Source organism: Sulfurospirillum sp. HTRB-L1 (assembly GCF_059415125.1).
Window position 1 is genome coordinate 279,504 of record NZ_JCAHZR010000001.1, and the last position, 17,060, is coordinate 296,563.

General features: G+C 47.8%; 14 protein-coding genes. 8 read left to right on the forward strand and 6 right to left on the reverse strand.

The genetic code is table 11. The features are described 5' to 3' along the window. Positions 1-24: 24 nt before the first annotated feature. Complete coding sequence (locus AC5SLM_RS01335) at positions 25-681, reverse strand: alanine--tRNA ligase-related protein (protein ID WP_495249124.1); 657 nt, start codon at positions 679-681, stop codon at positions 25-27. 171 nt (positions 682-852) lie between these two features. Between AC5SLM_RS01335 and trhA the strand changes: the two genes are divergently transcribed. After that, on the forward strand, positions 853-1,461 hold the full coding sequence (trhA, locus tag AC5SLM_RS01340) for a PAQR family membrane homeostasis protein TrhA (protein WP_495249391.1): 609 nt from the start codon (positions 853-855) through the stop codon (positions 1,459-1,461). Here trhA and AC5SLM_RS01345 read toward each other — a convergent pair. From AC5SLM_RS01345 to AC5SLM_RS01355, 3 genes are all read right to left on the reverse strand, one after another. Beyond that, the gene (locus AC5SLM_RS01345) at positions 1,448-1,849 is read right to left on the reverse strand and encodes a hypothetical protein (protein WP_495249125.1); all 402 of its coding nucleotides are present in this window, start codon (positions 1,847-1,849) and stop codon (positions 1,448-1,450) included. The two genes, trhA and AC5SLM_RS01345, sit on opposite strands and share 14 nt — an antisense overlap. 53 nt (positions 1,850-1,902) lie before the next feature. Beyond that, positions 1,903-2,757 carry an ADP-ribosylglycohydrolase family protein gene (locus AC5SLM_RS01350; protein ID WP_495249126.1) on the reverse strand — a complete coding sequence of 285 codons (855 nt, stop codon included), beginning with the start codon at positions 2,755-2,757 and terminating at the stop codon, positions 1,903-1,905. 79 nt (positions 2,758-2,836) lie between these two features. Next, a complete protein-coding gene (locus tag AC5SLM_RS01355) occupies positions 2,837-4,183 on the reverse strand; it encodes an MATE family efflux transporter (protein ID WP_495249127.1) in 1,347 nt (448 codons plus the stop codon). A 147-nt stretch (positions 4,184-4,330) separates the two neighbouring features. Here AC5SLM_RS01355 and tsaA point away from each other — a divergent pair, with 147 nt between their 5' ends. The 5 genes from tsaA (at position 4,331) to larE (ending at position 10,766) form a co-directional block, all read left to right on the forward strand. Next, positions 4,331-4,816 carry a tRNA (N6-threonylcarbamoyladenosine(37)-N6)-methyltransferase TrmO gene (tsaA, locus tag AC5SLM_RS01360; protein ID WP_495249128.1) on the forward strand — a complete coding sequence of 162 codons (486 nt, stop codon included), beginning with the start codon at positions 4,331-4,333 and terminating at the stop codon, positions 4,814-4,816. Between the two features lie 75 nt (positions 4,817-4,891). Next, complete coding sequence (locus AC5SLM_RS01365) at positions 4,892-6,889, forward strand: site-specific recombinase (RefSeq protein ID WP_495249129.1); 1,998 nt, start codon at positions 4,892-4,894, stop codon at positions 6,887-6,889. Continuing rightward, entirely contained in the window at positions 6,886-8,649 is a 1,764-nt protein-coding gene (locus tag AC5SLM_RS01370; RefSeq protein ID WP_495249130.1) for a hypothetical protein, read from the forward strand. The genes AC5SLM_RS01365 and AC5SLM_RS01370 overlap by 4 nt, the downstream gene beginning before the upstream one ends. 132 nt (positions 8,650-8,781) lie before the next feature. Beyond that, the gene (larC, locus tag AC5SLM_RS01375) at positions 8,782-9,978 is read left to right on the forward strand and encodes a nickel pincer cofactor biosynthesis protein LarC (protein ID WP_495249131.1); all 1,197 of its coding nucleotides are present in this window, start codon (positions 8,782-8,784) and stop codon (positions 9,976-9,978) included. Next, a complete protein-coding gene (larE, locus tag AC5SLM_RS01380) occupies positions 9,975-10,766 on the forward strand; it encodes an ATP-dependent sacrificial sulfur transferase LarE (protein WP_495249132.1) in 792 nt (263 codons plus the stop codon). Before larC ends, larE begins: the two co-directional genes overlap by 4 nt. Positions 10,767-10,787: 21 nt before the next feature. On the opposite strand, the gene AC5SLM_RS01385 is transcribed toward larE, so the two are convergent. Then, the gene (locus tag AC5SLM_RS01385) at positions 10,788-11,546 is read right to left on the reverse strand and encodes a TerB family tellurite resistance protein (RefSeq protein ID WP_495249133.1); all 759 of its coding nucleotides are present in this window, start codon (positions 11,544-11,546) and stop codon (positions 10,788-10,790) included. Between the two features lie 98 nt (positions 11,547-11,644). Between AC5SLM_RS01385 and AC5SLM_RS01390 the strand changes: the two genes are divergently transcribed. Together AC5SLM_RS01390 and AC5SLM_RS01395 are read left to right on the forward strand one after the other, a co-directional pair. Next, entirely contained in the window at positions 11,645-13,267 is a 1,623-nt protein-coding gene (locus tag AC5SLM_RS01390) for a cation:proton antiporter (RefSeq protein ID WP_495249134.1), read from the forward strand. Beyond that, entirely contained in the window at positions 13,260-14,390 is a 1,131-nt protein-coding gene (locus AC5SLM_RS01395) for a MalY/PatB family protein (RefSeq protein WP_495249135.1), read from the forward strand. Before AC5SLM_RS01390 ends, AC5SLM_RS01395 begins: the two co-directional genes overlap by 8 nt. On the opposite strand, the gene AC5SLM_RS01400 is transcribed toward AC5SLM_RS01395, so the two are convergent. Further along, positions 14,373-16,943, reverse strand: coding sequence for a chemotaxis protein CheW (locus AC5SLM_RS01400; protein ID WP_495249136.1), 2,571 nt, complete (start codon positions 16,941-16,943; stop codon positions 14,373-14,375). The genes AC5SLM_RS01395 and AC5SLM_RS01400 overlap by 18 nt on opposite strands. Positions 16,944-17,060 lie beyond the last annotated feature (117 nt).

The window sequence follows — 17,060 nt, forward strand, 5'->3', positions numbered from 1 at the left end:
GCAAAAAGAGTGCTGGCTAAACTTTTAACTTTCACCACCCTCTCCGACCAAATAAATTTCAATCCGCTCTTTGCCTTTGCCAATATTCTTTCGTTTTAAGGAGAGTTGACCCACTTCTCCCGTGCGTTTTAGGTGCGTTCCACCACAAGGAACCTCTGCAAAACCGTCGATTTTCCAGTAGCGTCTTTGATTTACAATGTCGCTGTAGTCACTTTTGATGGGCAGGTTTTTTTCGATTAATTCGCTTGCTTTGAGAAGAAGCAAAGGAAACAAGGTGTTGATGTTTTCATGCCAAAAAAAATCAATTCTAGCTTTATCTTGGGCGATATGCGCACCGATTTTTTCCACAGAACCTAGCTCTTGATAGAGGAGTTCTAGGATTAATTCCGCGGCAAAATGGTGTTGCATCAGGCTATAGCGCCTTTGCCAGTCTATCTTTACCATCACGTCTTGACCCACATGAAGCGCATGCCCACTTGGCATGGTGTAGCGGATATTGGTACCTTCCTTTGTCGCCTCTAAGACTTCAATACCGCCGATAGTTCCAAAATCACTCTCTTGTCCGCCTGAAAATGCGTAAAAAATGGTTTGATCTAAGTAAATACAATCGCCCTCTAGGGATTCAATTTTCGCTTGAATTTCACTTGCATAGGGGTCGTTCCAAAAAAGTTTTTGTAGCATAATGTTCTCCATGGTTTAAAGGAGTATTATATATAAAATCGAAGAAAGGTAAGCACATCAAAGCCTTAGTTTTTGCCGACCACTTTCCTTACATGTAAAGAGAAAATGCAGCAAGGACGCTAAAAAGGAGACACCATCAAAACACCCCATTCTTACTCATTAGGCGAAGAGATTTGGCACAGTACGGTGCACGGAATCGGGCTTTTACTCAGCGTAAGCGCCCTGAGTATCTTGTGCGTTTATGCGGGACAAAGTGGTGATGGCGCCAAAATCGCCAGTGCCATTGTCTTTGGGCTTTCGCTGATGGTCATGTATGGCGCTTCGACGCTTTACCATGCTATTTGCGCGCCTAGGGCAAAATCCATCTTGCAGCAAATCGACCATTGTGCCATTTACATTCTCATTGCAGGCACCTACACACCCATCAGTTTACTGGGCGTTAAGGGCACGCTAGGCTGGCAACTTTTTGGCGTCGTCTGGGCCATTGCAGCACTTGGTGTTGTGCTTAACCTCTTTTTCTCCCAACGGTTTGGGCGCCTTTTTGTTCTTCTTTACATCATCATGGGCTGGCTAGTGGTGGGCGTGTTTAACACCTTGGTGACCAACCTAGACACCCTCACCCTTGCATTATTGGTCGCTGGGGGCGTCACCTACACGGTGGGGGTGATTTTTTATGTGTGGCGCACACTGTACCTCAACCACGCCATTTGGCATTTTTTTGTGCTAGCGGGTTCTTGCTTTCATTTTTTTATGGTGTTGCAACTGGTTATGGCAACGTAGCCGCGCACTCCGCTTCATCTTCTTTGGCATCCGTTCCTACAAGCGGGAGGGTTTTGAGGATTTTAAAAACCAAAACATACTCTTTTTCCCTTACCTCAACGTGGCGCCTTCGGAGTTTTTTAACAAGGGCTTCGTCTTCTTGTATCTCTTGGAGCAACAGCGTTAAGCGCACGCCCTCATACCCCTGCCCATCTGCCTTAAAAAGGTAGTAAGCGTGGGGATTTTCCTGCAAGTTTTCCAAGTTTTTTCGTTTTAGGCAAACAAACATCGCAAGGCCATTTTCCACGCGAGGGCGCGCAAACATGGCGCTGTTTACCTCCCCTTTTTGGCTAGCCGTTGAGAGCACGCCCGTGCCTGTATTGTTTTCAAAAAAGTGGTGTAAATCCATGGTTTTCTCCTGTTAAAATTTTATTTGACAATACGTTGGCAAGAAGTCTGTTTTTAAAGTTTGGCGTTAATCTCTTGCCATGACGCGGGCAACTGCGCTTGTGGGTCGTGTGCCACAAAAATCACCGCAGCCATCATCCCTCTCGCGCTAGAATCGCCTCCTGCTTTTGCGTTTTGCACCAACATCTCTTTGAGGTTGTCGTACTTGCACAGCAAATGCACCACACCACTAAACCCCTCCGCAATACCACAAGCAGGGCCAAAGGTGCGGATGGCGGCAAAGGTCTCTTGTTCTTTTGAATCCATGCCCCGCTCCACCCACTGCCAAAACGCTTTTGGGTAGGCCTCTTGAAGGCTTAGCATCGCCTCTTGGAGAGGGGTTTTTTCCAAAACTTTCACTAAAAGTCGTGCAAAAAAGTCACCACACATGAGGGCTTCTGGGCTGTTGTGCGTCAGCGCAATAAAGCACTCTACGTTGGCGTAAAATGCCTCAGGCGTCGAAGAAACGCTCAAAAGCGGCGTGATGCGTCCCACCACAGAAAGGTCTGTGGAAGCCGAACCGCTTGGGGTGATGTTGTTTTTTATGTTTTCCACCGTAGTGCGTGACGCACCGTCGATGTAGCCTGTGTAGTGTTGCATTTTTTCAAACCAAAAGGCGCGGTAAGCATCTGCGTCAAAGTGGGTCTTGTCGGCCAAAAAGGCGTGAAGCCACACAATCTGGTCACCATAATGGGTAAAATCCCCCGCCTTTTTTCCTTTGTGCCACGCGGCCAATGGAGCGTTTAGATGCTCCCAATCAAGCGGTGCGTCTTGGAGTTGTTTTTCATCATAAATCCAGTGGGCACCCAAACTGTACGCATCCGCTACCAACGCGGTAAAGACTAGGGTTTTGGCTTTTTCTTTAAACATCATGGCCCCTTTGTATTTTAGAATGGGGCCATTGTAATGCACGGGGCGCAATAGTTTTTAAATACGCGTGATGTTTTTGTTATAAAAGCTTTTTCTTGGTGCGGTAAAACAACCAAAGGGCCACGCACAAGGCCAAAAATTCCGCAGCAGGGATGGCCATCCAAATCCCATCCACGCCAGCAACCATGGGCAAAAGCACCACTCCTGCCACCAAAAACACCGCCCCGCGCAACACGGAGACGATGATAGAGCTGCGCGCATCGCCCAGTGCGGTAAAAAAACTGATGATTAAGATATTGAGCCCATTCATCAAAAAGACAAAAGAGACAATCGCCATCCCTTGCACGGCAATATCCAGTGTCGCGGCGCCAGAAGCACTGTTTTTGTCAAAAAAGAGTTGGATGACGGGCGCGCCATAGCATTGCAAGATGATAAAAATGACGACACCGATGGCCGTGTTGACAAAAGCCACAAACCAAAACATCTGCTTCACCCGCGCATAATTACACGCGCCATAGTTATAGCTTAGCACGGGAATGAGGCCATTTGCAATACCAAGAAACAAAAGGATACCCATAAAACTGATGTAATTAATCGCCGTAAACGCCGCCACGCCCTCAGCACCAAGCATGTTGATGACGGTGAGGTTGATGACAAGGATGCTTACCGCCGCAGCGAGTTCTGACATCCCCTCAGACGAGCCATTGTAAAACGCGTGGCGCAATAAAGGGAAATTAAAATGCCCCTTCAGCATGGACAAACGGCGTCTTGGGTCAAAGGTAATAATACCCGTGACAAAAAACCCCAAAGCAAACGCCACACCAGTAGCCACACCCGCCCCAAAGGTTCCCCACCCCAAAACAGCCACAAAATACAAACTTAAGACAATATTTACCACCACCACCGAAGACATAATCAGCATGGAAAGTTTTGGATACCCCATTGACTTTAGCATGGCATCCGAATAAAAACACAGGGTGATTAGCAACACAAAGGGCATGAGTCCTTGTAAATAACTGAGCGCATAAGGCAACAACCTCTCATCCGCACCCAAAAGACGCACAAGTGGCTCACCAAAAAGAAACAAAACCAACGACGCGGCCACACTCGACACAATCACTGCCCAAAATCCCGTCGTCATCGCGTCTTGAGATTTTCTTTCATTGTTTTCGCCAAGGCCTAAACTCACTAGCGTTTGGCTACCAACGCCCAAAACAAGAGCTAAGACCATGATTAAACTAAACAAAGGAAGGATGATATTCACGCCTCCAAGCGCGTCTGGCCCGAGGTAATTCCCCACCAAAACGCCATCCACCAAACTTTGAAATCCAAAAAACATCACCGTTACGAGACTCGGAATCGCATATTTTAAAAACAACGTACCAACAGAACCTTTTTCTAGCAACGCTCTTTTATCAGCGCTCATTAACCCTTGCATACTTTTTCTTCTCCTAAACCAAAAAACATAACCATTTTTGTTTGCCATCATACCATCTTACATGTAAAGAAAACGGACTTTGCAAACGTTAAAGTCCCTTGCGCTAAACTGCGAAAAACACAACAAGGAACCTTGATGCTTTCATTTGAGCCCATTGGCACCATTCACACCCCTTACAAAGACAGCGCGCCTTATCAGCCCATCGCAAGCGATGAGGGCGACTGCTACATTGAACTTCTCCCCCAGTACGAAGCGGGGTTAAAAGAGCTTCTGCGTTTTCGTTACATTTACGTACTTTTTTACATCGACCGCCTCAAAGAAGCGCCAAAAATGCGCTTTACGCCGCCTTGGCTCTTGGACAAAGAGTTGGGTCTTTTTGCTACCCGCACCCCCGCGCGGCCCAACCCCATTGGATTAAGTATCGTCAAGCTTCTCAACATCGTTGGCAATAAAATTTACGTTTCAGGACTTGACGTCTACGAAGGCACGCCCCTTTTGGACATCAAACCCTACATCAAAGACCTCGATAGCAAGCAAGACGCCAACTACGGTTGGCTAGATGATGTGGATAACAAAGAGCATTTTATGCTACACATCAAAGGCATCCCGCACGATTACTAGGTCTTACATGTAAGACCTAGGGCAATTTTCGCTAAAATCGTTTCTACCTATTTCATTAACACAAAGGACATTGACGTGCCAAAAGATTTTGAGAGTACGCGCGTTATTGTCGCCAACGAGGAAACTTCGGCGGTGGAGAAACTCACCGCTATTGTGGAGTTTGTTCGTCCACAAACACCAGAAGAGTGCGACGAAGCCCGCTTTGCCATGCGCCAATTAGTAGACCACCTCACCGCCAACCCAAGCCTTGGGCTCGCCCTTTCTACTGCCTTTCACACGTGGATTTTAGAATCCCGCATCTCCACCAACCTAGCCTCTTTGGGTATTCTTTCCAAAAACGGCTTTGGGGGTGAGTTTGCCAAACGCTTTTACAGCAAATTTCTCCCTGCCCCGCCCAAGGGTAACGACTTTAAATACCTCTTTGCCACCCTTTTTCGCAAAAAAACCGACCACTTGTGGGTTGAAGCTATCGATTCACAAACGTGGGTGGCCTTCATCGGCGCGTTATTGCGCCATGACACCCTTGTTGCCAAAACCAAAGAACACCTTTTTTACGAAATCCTCTACGGGGTTGAAATCCTCTCTATTTGGATAGCCTCCGAAGAGTTTGATGAAAACTTCATTCGTCTGGATAACTCCTTACTTAAAAAAGACTCCGCGTTCATCGCCTTGCAACGGGATGTTTCAAGCCTCACGCGCACCCTTCAAGACAATGCCATACGCCTTGAGTCTGTCGCTTCAGACTTTGAGCACATCGAAGTCCTTTTGGAACAATGCCGCGACCTTGTGGCTTCTTTGAAGAAAAAGTCCATCAACAAAGGCATCTCCCTTTCTCTCACCTACGAACTTGAACGCCTAGGCCAAATCATCGACCGCACCCAAGAGGTGCTCTCCCTTGCCCAATCCTTTGGTTCCGAAGCTTTCTATACCGACCTTGTGGCGCTTTTTAAAGAAGCGGTTAAGAAAAACAGCACGCGCAACTCCTTGCGTGAAATCTGCAACCAAAACATCAGAATTCTTGCCAAAAGCATCACCAACAACGCCAGTGAGCACGGCGAACACTACATCACCGAAACCAAAAAAGAGTACCTCCACATGTTCTTAAGTGCCGCAGGTGCTGGGGTAATCATCGCCTTCATGGCACTTCTTAAAATCAATATTTCTCAAATGGGTTTAGGAGCGGGCACAGAAACGCTCTTAGCAAGCCTCAACTACGGCTTTGGTTTTGTACTCATCCATTTGCTTGGCTTTACCGTTGCCACCAAACAACCCGCCATGACCGCTTCCACCTTTGCCAAAGCGGTTGAAAAAGGGAAAAACAACAAAACCAACCACCTCAAACTCGTAGACCTCATTTTTCACGTTAGTCGCTCCCAATTTGCCGCCGTTGCAGGCAATGTCATCCTCGCCCTTGGGGTCGCTTTTGGCGCAGGGTACTGGTACGTCACGCGCTATGGCGCCTTTCTCTCACCCGAAGAAGTGGCCTATTATTTGCACAGCGCAGATCCTTTTCCTGCATTGCTTTTTGCGGGTATCGCAGGGATTTGGCTCTTTTGTTCAGGGATTATCGCAGGGTATTTTGACAACCGTGCTGATTTTCTAGACCTCAAATACCGTTACATGTACCACCCTCTTTTAGTCAAAATCACCTCAACACCTCTTCGGAAAAAGCTTTCCACTTTTTTACACGAAAACCACGGTGCCATCATGGGAAACTTCATCTTTGGCCTTCTTTTGGGCATCACGCCCTATATTGGCGCCTTACTTAACCTCCCCTTGGACATCCGCCACGTTGCCTTTTCTACGGCAAATTTAGGCTATTGCATGGCGCATGCGCCTTTGCCATTGTGGTATTTTCTCATCGCCTTAAGTTTTGTCCTCATGATTGGCCTTGTGAACCTTGCTGTCAGTTTTTCCCTCGCGCTCATGGTTTCCCTAAGGGCGAGAGAGGCGCGTTTTGGAAGCTTTCGGGGGTTTGTTTCTTTGCTAAGAAAAGAGGCGGCAAAACGCCCCTTGGCACTTTTTTTCCCACCCAAAACCGCTGAACCACAAAAAGGGGCCGACCCCTCATGATTTTACGCCTTGGCCTTTGCTTCTTCATCGCCGCCTTTGTCTTATTCTGGAAAGAAATGGCGTGCTGGGAAGTGTTGGCCTTTGGGCTTTTGGTGGGCTGGGCACTCTTGCATGAAGTATTTTCGTACCGCAGCGCTTCTAAATACGCCTTGCATGATGGGCTTTTCCACGAACACAGCCTCTTAAAACACTGGCTCTCGGGCAAATCCCTCCTTACCGCCAAGTCCCTCTTTTTTGCTTTTATCTTAACGCTGATTGTCCTTTTACATGTAAGCCTTTTGGATAACCTTGGCGTTTTAACACTTCTTGTGGGAATGCTCACTTTTTTAGCCATCAAAAAGATAGCCCTGCCTCTTTTTGCCCACGAACTGCGCTATGGAGAAAACACGGCCAAGGTGTGGCTATTTTGGCTCAATGCCCTTGTGATGAGCGTGTTTCACACCCTGCTTTTGTTTTGGTGGCACACGCCTTTTCTCCCCGCCACGTCCTTACGCCACGTGCTTATTCAAGCGGATTATAACCCCTTGGTGCGTTGCGCTCTTTTAGAAGACATCCACGCCCTTGCTTATTACCTTCACCTCATCAAAACATGGGCACTAGGCACGCTATTGCACGGGGATGCTTTTTGGATAGGGCTTGCTTTTTTTTGCCTAAGCACTCTGGGTTACATGGTCTTTTTCTTTGCACTCACACACCTGTATTCTTGGGTTTTTAGCCCGCCAACCTCCCTTCCTAAGGCACTTAAACCCGGCTATTTCATCTTGACCTTAGTGTTGCTTGCTTACCTTACGGGAGCGTTTTACATTGCAGGCATGTTTGCCAAGCACCCTGCCTCGGCACCTTTTTTCAAGGCCATCTCCCAAGACCTTGCCCAAGAAACCACGCGTCGCGTCGCTGCGCCCACACGGGTGGTGCGCTTGTACCTTGGCGAAGGGCAAATGCTCATTCCCCTTGAAGCCCTGCCTCAAATCCGCGAAGAAATTGCAAGGTACAAACACACCTTGCTTACCCAAACTCACGACGCCCTCAATGCTCACACCCTTGAGGCGTTTGCCTCTTCTCAAGAAGCGATTGTCACTGAGTTTGCCAACTGGTACTACTCCGCCTTGACAGATTATGCACTGCTGCTAGCATGGGCAAGTACAGGCTCTGTTGAAGGGGCGATTGAGCGCACCTTTGAAAAGATTTTTGCCACCCATTTTCCCCAAGATTTTCACGAAAAAACACAGGCGCTCTTTCACGCCATGGAAACGCAATTTCAACACCACCTCACCACCACCCTTGCTTCGTACCAACTCACCCCCACCGCACCCGTTCTTGTCTCTCCGTTGGAAACGGACGATTTTGACAAGGCCTTTGCCAAACTGCACGCTAGAAGCCTTGAGCGTGTTTCCTTGTCAGCTGGCTTTTCTGCCCTCTCCCTAAGTGCCCTTGGCGCGCTTGCGGGAAAAACGGCCATCAAAACAGCAGGCAAAACCCTCACCAAAAGCGCCTCAAGCTTTGGTGCTGTGCTTTTAGGAGCGGGTACGGGACTCAGTTGCGGACCTTTTGCCCCAGTCTGCTCTCCCGTGTTTGCCCTTTCTGCTTGGATAGCAACCGATTATGGCTTTGCGAAAGTAGACGAAGCCTTGCACCGCGAAGCCCTTGAAAAAGAGATTCAAAACGCCCTCACCCAAACCCATGATGCCCTCGCCCTTCGCCTTCAAGACCAAGCAACACAAAGCCTAGACGCGCTAGAATCCCTGCTTTACACCCACTAGACCACCCATCACCCGCGAGAGAAACGTTACACATTTTTAAACAAAGTCCATTAATAACTCCCATTTTAGTCACACTCTCTACGCTACAATCTGCCCATTAAAATGGCTAACCCTTCAACCCAAGGAAAGAGGATGCGTGTACTGTATTATGATTGTTTTAGTGGCATTAGTGGCGACATGCACCTTGGCGCCATGCTTGACCTTGGCGTGTGCCCTGAGCACCTTCGTACCGAGCTTGCCAAGCTTGCCTTGCACGAAGAATTTAGCTTAGAAATCGTACCTGGAAGCAAACACGGTATTGGTGGCACAAAGGTAACTGTCCACCTTAAGCACACCCACCATGACCACCATGACCACCATGACCACCATGACCACCGCCACTACACGGACATTTGCACACTTATTAGCAGTAGCGCCCTACCTCAAAAAACCAAAAACCGCGCCTTGAAGATTTTTGAAACCCTTGGGCGCGCGGAAGCTGGAGTTCACGGCGTAGAACTAAACGAGGTTGCTTTCCATGAAGTGGGTGCGGTGGATGCCATCGTAGACATCGTGGGTGCTGCTATTTGCCTTGAAGCCCTTGAAGTGGACCACGTGTTTACCTCACCCATCGAACTTGGCGGCGGGTTTGTTACCTGCGCCCATGGAACCTTACCTGTTCCAGCACCCGCCACCCTTGCCTTGCTTAAGCATTTTCCCGTCACCTTTGGGCGCGTTCCTTTTGAAACCGCCACGCCCACAGGAGCAGCCATTATCGCCTCTTTTGCTGCTTCTTTTGCTCCCTTGCCTCCTTTACATGTAGAGAAAGTTGGCTACGGGGTAGGAGAGAGGGATTTGGATATTCCCAATCTTTTGCGCGTTGTGCTTGGGCATATCGAACCCATGGTGGAAAAGAAAAAAGAGATTTTACTTGAAACCAACATCGATGACATGAGCCCCGAACGCCTCGCATACGCCCAAGAAAAATGCTACGAAGCGGGCGCGCTAGATGTGTTTACCACCCCCATTTGCACCAAGAAAAACCGCCTTGGCACCATGCTGAGTGTTTTATGTGTCCTAGAAAAAGAGTCCTTGCTTACAAGCCTTATCTTTAAAGAAACCAGTTCTATCGGCCTGCGGCGCCATGAAGTCACCAAGATAGCCCTCTTGCGTGAAACACGCCTCGTGCAAACCCCCTATGGCACCGTAGAAGTCAAATGCGTCACACCTCCAGGTTCCCCTATGCGCTTTAAGGCGGAATTTGATGCTTGCCGTGCCCTTGCGCACCAACACGGTGTAAACATTCAAACCATCTACGATGCTGTAGCCACAGCGATGGAGTCCTCATGAACGACTACACCCAACTTATACACTCCCTAGGGAAGCTCCCCTCTCTCATGGTCGCCTTTTCTGGCGGTGTGGATAGCACGTTGTTGCTCAAAGCCGCCCACGATGCATTGGGCGAGAACGCGCTTGGTGTCAGTGTTGTCACCCCCTACACACCAAGCTGGGAAACACGCCAAGCCGAAAAAATCGCTAAAGAGATTGGGGCAAGCCATGAAATCTTGACCCTTCCTTGGCTTCCTGAACTTAAATCCAATCCCACCAACCGTTGCTATTTGTGCAAGTACGTTTTATTTGAAGCGTTACTAAGCATGGCAAGACGATGTGATTTTGCGTGTGTTGCGGAAGGAAGCAATGTAGATGACACTTTTGAACACCGCCCAGGGCGCAAAGCCTTAGAAGAACTTCGGATTCTCACCCCTCTTTTAGATGCGGGTCTTCGCAAATCTCGCATTCGCGTGATTTCCAAAGAACTGGGCCTTTCTACGTGGAGCAAGGCTTCCTTTCCTTGCCTTCTCACCCGCTTTCCTCACGATAAGGCCATTAGCGAAAAAGAGTTGCGCATGGTGGAAAAAGCGGAAATCTACCTCATTTCCCAAGGCTACGAACACATCCGTGTGCGGTTTCACGAAGGCTTAGCCCGCATCGAGCTACCCGACCACGAGCTTCTTGACCTGATTAAAAACAACCAATTCCATGAAATCGTGGCGTACCTTAAAACCCTTGGGTTTTCCTACGTCACCCTTGACATGGAGGGTTACCGCGCCCACACCACCTCAAAAACTTTCTCTTAAACACAACGGTGCTTTAAAAAACTAGGCACCTTTGTGTTTTTTAACAAGCTCATACGCCTCATTAATCTGTTGTAGTTTTTCAGTCGCTTGGTCGATGATGTCTTGCTTTGCCCCTTGCCCCATGAGCACATCAGGGTGGTGTTCGCGCACAAGCGTACGGTAGCGTTTTTTAAGCTCCTCAAAGGAAGCATTGCTTGAAGCGCCAAGGGTTTCATAAGCACGCTCTAGTGTCATGGTGCATTGCGTGTGTTTTTGCGCGTAAAAGGCTTGAAAACGTCCCACAAGCCGTTCAAAATCTTGCGCACGCACCTCAAGGGCTTTGGCGATGTCTTCGGTAATCATCCGCTCAGCCGCAGAAAACTCCCCGTCGATAAATGCAAGGTTAAGCAAATATTCCATGAGTCTTAGGCGTTTTGGGTAATTATTCCGGGAAAGTTGCACGTACTGTTTGGCAATCACAAGGGTGTTTTCAAAGGTTTCTTTTTCGCGGGTGTAAATTGCTTTGAGTTCTTGGCGAATGTGCGTAGCCTCTTCAAAAGTATTGGCAATATCCGTAAGCGTAAGACTAATGAGTTGCGCTTCTAGTTCGCTCACCTTACCATCAGCCTTGGCTACCTTTGCCATCAACGCCACCAATAAGCCTGCTTCATGGTCTTTGAGTGCGCCTTGGAGTTGCTGTTTACGCCCAGGGCGAATGTGTTGGTCATTGCCCGTTTTATAGTTTTTTGTCAAAAAATAGTACAACGCGATGATAAGTACGAGAAATAAAAGGGATTGCATTACTGTCCTTAGAAAGTGATGCGGAATTCTACACAAAATGGCACTTTTAGACAACCTGTGTTAAAATCCCCCCAATTTTGTCACAAAGCGGGTTTCCCATGTTAGGCATCATCGTCGCAACGCTCTTCATCGCCATTGGTTCCAATGTCCTTTTAAAACGCCTCAATCTCCCCACTATCATCGGCTACATCTTTACAGGCACGATTATTGCCTATGGCTTTAACCTGCACGATGTTGCCAATAACCACACCCTTCACGAGATTGCCGAGTTTGGCATTGTCTTTTTGATGTTCACTATTGGGCTTGAATTTTCCATCTCCCATCTTAAAAAAATGCGCTACGAAGTCTTTGTGGCAGGTTCCATGCAAATTGGCCTCACTGCACTTGTGGTGTATGGCGTGAGCCATTATGTGCTTGGCATTACCCAAACCATCAGCATCGTTCTTTCCCTTGCCATCGCCCTTTCCTCCACCGCCATCGTCCTTAAAACCTTTAACGAATCGGGTGAAATCAACAAACGCCACGGGCAACGCGCCCTTGGCATTTTGATCATGCAAGACATCGCCGTGATTCCCATCTTGCTTCTTTTGGGTTTTTTAGGCTCCCACGATGGAGACGTGATGGGTATTCTTCTTAAAACGCTCATCAACGGTGCCCTCTTGCTTGTGGTACTTTACCTCATAAGTAAATTTTTACTGGAACGTTTTTTTGTCTCTATCACTAAAACCAACTCTGACGAACTCTTTGTAGGCTCCATCCTTTTTCTCGCTATCGGAGCTTCGTATTTTGCCCATGAAATGGGATTTTCTTACTCCTTGGGCGCCTTTATCGCGGGGATGTTGATTGCGGAGACCAAGTTCAAACACCAGGCAGAAGCCGACCTTATTCCCTTTCGTGACTTGCTTCTTGGGGTCTTTTTTGTCACCGTCGGCATGCAGATAAAATTTGACATTATCATCCAATACCTGCACATTGTTTTGCTTGTTTTGACCGCTATTTTAGCCTTGAAATTCATCATCATCTACGGTATTGTTCGCCTGAGTGAACACAAAAAAACCGCCTTTAAAACAGCTCTCACCCTCGTACAAGTGGGGGAATTTTCCCTTGCTATTTTAGAACTTGCACGCTCTTATTCGCTCATTGAGGCGCCGTACAATCAAATCATGGTAGTGTGCATCGTAATCTCCATGGTCATCACCCCTATTTTGCTTAAAAACCTCACCGCCATTACGGACAAAATCATTCCCACTACCGATGATGAAGCCATCATCCCAGAATACATCTCCAAGGGCATCAAAAACCACGTGGTCATTTTAGGCTATGGGGAGTTTGGCCAAAGCGTGGCACGCGCCTTTCGCGAAGAAGGCGAGCTTTATGTGGTCGTCGAGCGCGACATTAACTCTTACCACAAAGGCTTAGCCAACGGCGACCCTATTATCTTTGGAAACGCCTTGAAAAAAGAGGTTTTAAAGAGCACCTATTACAAAGATGCCAGACGCATCATCGTCGCCATCGATAACCCCAAAAAACTCTTTGAAGTGTGTGAAATACTCCTAGAAAGCGTCCCTAGTAACAAGCTCATCGTCAAAGTTCACAGCTACCGCGAAAAACAAGCCCTTGAGTCCTTGCACATCGAAACCATCATCGTCGAAAATGCAGTTACTAGCCATGCCGCTCTAGCGGCGTGCATTCATCCTGAACAAAAGGTTGCCCATGTTTGATACCCCCGTTGACCGAACCCGCATCCCCAATGAAAAATGGTCACGCTACCCCCGCGATGTGCTTCCTGCTTGGGTGGCGGACATGGATTTTAAAGCACCCCAGTGTGTCATCGACGCCTTGCGCGAACGTGTGGAACACGGTGTTTTTGGCTACACGGGCGTTAGCCAAGAGCTCCTAGAGACCACCTGCGCTTTTATTAAAAAACAGTACGACTGGGACGTTAAACCCGAATGGTTTGTCTTTGTCTCTGGTGTTGTGCCCAGCATGAACGTTACATGTAAGATGCTAGAACCCAACCAAAGCGTACTCACCACCACGCCCATTTACCCGCACTTTTTTAAAGCGCCTAAGATGATGAACAAAGAAGTTACCGCCGTTCCTTTGGTGGAAAAAGAGGGACGTTGGACCTTTGATTTTGAAGCACTTGAACGCGCCATTTCTCCTACATGTAAACTCTTTTTACTGTGCAATCCTTACAACCCAGGTGGCACCGTGTTTACCAAAGAAGAGCTAACGCGCCTTGGAACAATAGTCAAGAACCATCACTTATTGATTTGTTCTGATGAAATACATGCCGATTTACTCCTAGACCCCAAGGCAAGGCACATTCCTATCGCCTCCCTTGATGAAGACCTTGCTCACCGCACCATCACCTTGATGGCGCCTTCTAAGACCTTCAACATCGCAGGCCTCAACTGCTCTTTTGCCATCATCCCCAACGAAACCCTAAAACGACGCTTTCAAGCTTCCATGGGTGGGTTAAACGGCGGCGTGAATTTGCTTGGTCTCACGGCAGCCAAAGCGGCTTACGAAGGGGGCGAGGCGTGGTTAAAAGAGTTGCGTTTATACCTTAATGAAAACCTTTTGCTGGTGCAAGAATTTGTAGCTAAACACCCCAAGCTAAAACTCTTAGGCCATCAAGCGACCTTTTTAGCGTGGATTGATTGCCGTGCCCTTGGCACCAACCCCCATGCACTCTTTCTTGCGCATGGTGTGGGGCTGAGCGATGGAAAGGATTTCTTAGGAGAAGGGTTTGTGCGACTTAATTTTGGATGTCCACGCGAAACCCTCAGGGAAATTTTACAGCGCATGGACACCGCTTTGTTAAGTACTCCAAATTGAGTGGATTTTTTGCCGATCAGGGTCCACAAGGCGCGTAGCAATTTTTGAAGCGCACAGTAAGGTTACCATCTTGGCGTGTTCGCTTTGAGGATTGCGAATCACCGCTTCACTAAACAAGTCCATCACCCCCATTAACCCCGCCAATGGGTCAATAAGCGCATGGGGGATGTGCTGCACTTCCCCAATACGTGAAGCAACAATGCCGATGTATTCTAAATGCAAATTCCCCTCAATGCGAATCACCACAATCTCATCCGTGTTGCGTATCTTCCTTGATGAGGGCTCCATTTTTGCATTCAAATTCACCACATAAAGAGTTTTTTCCTTAAAGGTTAAAAACCCCGTAACATAGCTTGTCTCTTTGGAGAGAATCGGCGTAATGCCTTCCGCACTCAACACACAAGCACACTGCTGTGCACGAAAACCAAACCACTCCTCTTCGATTTCAAAGGTGATTACCTTTGTCTTATCCTTGGAAAGCTCCAACTCTTTTGGGATAGAAATCTCTAAAGGTGGCGTTAACATCGCCTCCCCTTGCCCCTTTGTCTCGGCTTTGCCAATGGGCACATAGGTCAGGGCAATCACATCACAATGGTACACATCGTGAGCACTTTTAAACTCCCTGTAGCCCTTTGAACACGTGGCTCCAACCACATAATTCCACCCTTGTAGCTGTACGAGGCCTGATGAAGACGCGCCATTTGACATCTCCAAAAACCGTTTTTCCACAGGGAAAACATCCCCAATGGCAAACTCAGGATGGGTTGAGCTAATAATGCGTCCTTGGCGCGTTGCCAACACACCAAAACACCCCTCTTTTACCTCTCCTGCGGCATTTTTAGGTAAAGCATCCTTTAAAATAGCACTAAATTGGGGCGTGGAGTCAAAAACAATCCCTATGCCTCCGCATGCTTTCACTCCCCCTTCAAGCGGGCAAATGGCAGCATTGTAGATGTACGTCGCCTCACCTTTTTTATACAAAGGGGTTGGCTCAAACTCCGAAACGGCGTAGTGTTGGGTGTTGGTGAGTTTAAGGGTTTGGCTAGCCCATGCCCCCTCCAAGGTTTTACCAAGCCACGCCTCATGGTGTTGGGATTCTGCCCCTTGTGACACGGCCACCACTTTATGGTGCGCATCGTAGAGGAAAAGATTGGTATAGACTGTGTAGAGGTTGTTGATATAGGTCAGGATGGAAGTTAAAAGGGCTTGGTCTTTGGAAGAAATACTCCCTTGGGCTAAAATACGCCTAAAGTCCCCCGCCAAGGCCCACCACCGGCAATCATTAGCACGCTCATAAAGGTTTCTGTCCATGATATCAATAGCCAAGGCTGAGGAAAATTGCGCATCACTTAAAAGGGTGGAGATAACCGTTTTGTATAGCTTTTCAATAGCTTCTTCAAAAATCTCCTTCGTCACCACACCTGCCCGTGAAATCTCTCCAAGTACCATGCCAATAGTGCCCGTCTCATCCATGAGTTTTCCGTTAATGACGGTGCGGTCAAGCTCTTTTTGAATCTTTGACGCCTTACAGGGGATGGCTTTTATCTCTTTGGAAAAAAGTTCTGACGTTTGCATGATGGGCGCTAAATCTACCCCTTCTTTTTCCCAAGAAAAAGAGTGGTGCTTTGGGGAAAAAGCATGCTCAAGGGGAATCATCGCATGCCCCATCCACCCTAATCCCATGTAGCCTTCGTACCCTTTTGTTTTACACGTTTTAGCAAGGTATTCCCTCCCTCTAAAACGCGTCACGCCCACCCCTTCGCCCTTGTGAACTTCCAAAGTAACACCCAGTGGAATCTGCCAAATATCGCTACTGGCAATTACCTTGTTGTTTTGGTCAAGCAAAGTTAACACCGTCCAATCTTCTGTGCGCGAAAGGTGCTGGAAAATGCCCTGCACTTCATCTTCAAATTTGAAAAAAAGCACCAACACACCTAAGGGCTTTTTTTGCTCCGAAAGCACCGCGCACGAGTATGCCAAAGAGATTTCTTTATGGGGTTGCAAATCCGTGTGCCTAAAAGTTTCAACAAAAGCACCCGATGCCTCCAGAGAGGCTTGAATCAGTGGGTCAAAAGAATGCTGGGGCACAAGGGCCTCATCTAGCGAGACCAACACATTCCCCTCGGCATCCAACAACACCACGTCCTCGTAAACCGAATACTTTGCAACGTACTCTTTGAAGCGCTCTTGCAAGCTGTTTTGAGAGCGCAGTGGGCCATTGGCTAAAAATTGGCGAATGTCTTTATCGGTGCTTAAAAACCCGATGTCCGCCGTACGCTCAAACAAGTTTCGCACGAAAATATCCACGCTCACCTGCGCTACCGAACCTATCTCTTGCATCAAGTTTTTACTAATCTCTTGCGCCAAGTTATGGCACAAAAGCTTGCTTAACTGCTTAAACTCTTCCTTTGTCTTTCCGATGTCAATTCCTGTATTGTTGATGCGGGCCAACCTATCAAGGGTACTCCAGTCGTCCAACTGGTGCGAAAAAGAGGCTTCGTATTCAAGAATTGCGGGCATGTAGTGGGTGAGATTTTCAATACCAATGTCCATAAACATCCTCATATACTAAAATATTGGAATAAGAAAAAAGAAGCTGGTTAAGTATTGTACATTATCCATAGCCTCTTTTATGATTAAATTATAGCCATAAAAGTGGACATATTCTAG